This window comes from Streptomyces ureilyticus (assembly GCF_011045025.1).
Lineage (GTDB): Bacteria > Actinomycetota > Actinomycetes > Streptomycetales > Streptomycetaceae > Streptomyces > Streptomyces ureilyticus.
Window position 1 is genome coordinate 1 of record NZ_JAAKZX010000491.1, and the last position, 875, is coordinate 875.

1 pseudogene is annotated in these 875 nt (G+C 73.5%); it reads left to right on the top strand.

The window, feature by feature from the left end:
* A pseudogene (locus tag G6048_RS48315) lies at positions 1–875 on the top strand (esterase); the annotation flags it as partial.

Below are 875 nucleotides of genomic sequence, written 5' to 3' on the forward strand. Positions count from 1 at the left end.
ATCGCCGTCCACCAGGACAGCACGAACGTACCGGGTTCCCCGGAGGCCGGCGACGGCTTCGCCAGCACCATGACCGCCGACGGCAACCGCTTCGCCATCGGGGCCGCCGGCGAGGCCATCGGCTCCGACGCGGGCGCCGGCACCGTGGCGGTCTTCGACCACACGCTGAACTCCGAGGGCAGGCCCACCCCGCGCTTCGCCCTCGACCAGGACCTCGACACCGTCTCCGGCAGCGCCGAGCCCTCCGACCAGTTCGGTTCCGCCCTGGCCCTCACCCCCTACCGGCCCTCCGGCGCGGCGGCGGCCACCGAGTCGATCCTCACCGTCGGTGCCTGGGGCGAGGACCTGACCATCGACGGCGCCAACAAGGCTGACGCCGGCACCGTCCTCACCTTCCGCATCCCCGCCTCGGGCGGCAGCTTCACCCAGCTCGACTCCTACTCCCAGGGCGCCGGCGGCGACGACGTGACCGGCACCGCCGAGACCGGCGACCGCTTCGGCTGGAGTGTGACCGCCGTCAACACCGCACCCCGCGAGGTGAGCACCACGGCGACGATGAAGTTCGCGGTGGGCGTCCCGGAGGAGACCGTCGGTACGGCAGCCAAGGCGGGCACCATCCACACCTTCTCTCTGCTGGGCGCCCCCGGCGCCAACGACAAGTTGGTGGAGCCCGGCAACAACGCCGGCCTCCCCGGCACCCCGGGCGCCAACCAACTCGTCGGCCGCAGCCTCCACTTCACCGGCACCCACCTGTACGTCGGCATGCCGTATGGCCCGGGCACCGGCGCCCTTCACGCCCTGCCGATGTCCAACGTGACCGCCGGCGGCGCGGTCGCCGCGGTCACCTCCTACCGGCCCGGCCAGGGCGGCCTCCC